The 1,140-nt window shown below is 28.9% G+C and carries 1 protein-coding gene; it reads left to right on the top strand.

All coding sequences use genetic code 11. The annotated features are described in order from the left end of the window. Positions 1-174: 174 nt before the first annotated feature. The coding region (locus L8X27_RS07930; RefSeq protein ID WP_263670498.1) for a cache domain-containing protein at positions 175-1,140 on the top strand (966 nt) is incomplete at its 3' end.

Genomic DNA, 1,140 nt, shown 5'->3' on the forward strand with positions numbered 1-1,140 from the left:
GTGTTAATTGCTAAGCTGGGGTTGGTGATTTTGATTGGATGTGATTGTTATTTTTTATAATTTTTTTATTAAAAAATAATTTTTTTATATTTAAATAATGCATTTTTTTATTAAAAATAATACAAGATAATTTTTCCCTTAAAATTTACAATTTTTAAACAAGGATAATTCATTATGAAAAACATTACAAGAAGTTTAACGGGAAAATTAACTTTTTTTGTTTTTTTAGCAATTATAGCTATTTTATTTATAGCAAATGCATTTAATTATGCCGAAGTAAAGCATGATGTTCAAAAACTCATCAATGATATACAAGTTAAAACAATGCAAGATGTTTTAAAGAATTTTGATGACTACACTGCTTCAAGAAGCGATGCTATTAGATCTGTCGCCTCTGAATTGCAAAAAAATCCTAATGCGAGTTTAGAAGAAATTTACACTATGGTTAAAGTTGCAAAAGAAGCTAGTCGTTTTGATGTGCTATATGTAGGACTTGCACACAATGGTGCAATGATTAGATCAAATGGAAACCATCAAATGCCATCTGATGGCTATGATCCTAGAACAAGAAGTTGGTACACAAGTGTTGCTTCTGGAGAAAACAAAGTTGTAATATCAAAGCCTTATATTGCCCCTAGCTTAAAAGCTCCTTCTTTATCTTTTTCATATCCTATAGTTGTTAATGGTAAATTTATAGGTGCAGTAGGTGGAAATTATGATTTAAATACTTTTTCAGATAATGTATTATCAATGGGAAGGTCACAAAGCGGATATACTGTGGTTTTAGATAATGATGGAACTATACTTTTTCATGAATCTTCTGAGGCATTATTAACAAAAAATGAATTAAGTCAAAATATAGTAAAATCATATCTTTCAACACCTGAAGGAAAATCAGGACTTCTTTCAAGCTCACCAATGTTAATTGAAGATGGAAATGCTCCTCGCAAGGCTGTGATTTGTCAGAAATCTTCAACAGGATATAATGTTTGTGTGATTGCAGATGAAAAAATCTATAAAGATCCGGTAAATAAAGCTTTAATACAACAAATCATTATTGGTGTTATAAGCTTGGTAATTGCTCTTGTAATTATAAGATTTATGATTAATTATAATCTTTCTCCACTTCAAAAAATCCAA

The organism is Campylobacter sp. CNRCH_2015_1657, assembly GCF_025772685.1.
GTDB lineage: Bacteria > Campylobacterota > Campylobacteria > Campylobacterales > Campylobacteraceae > Campylobacter_D > Campylobacter_D lari_D.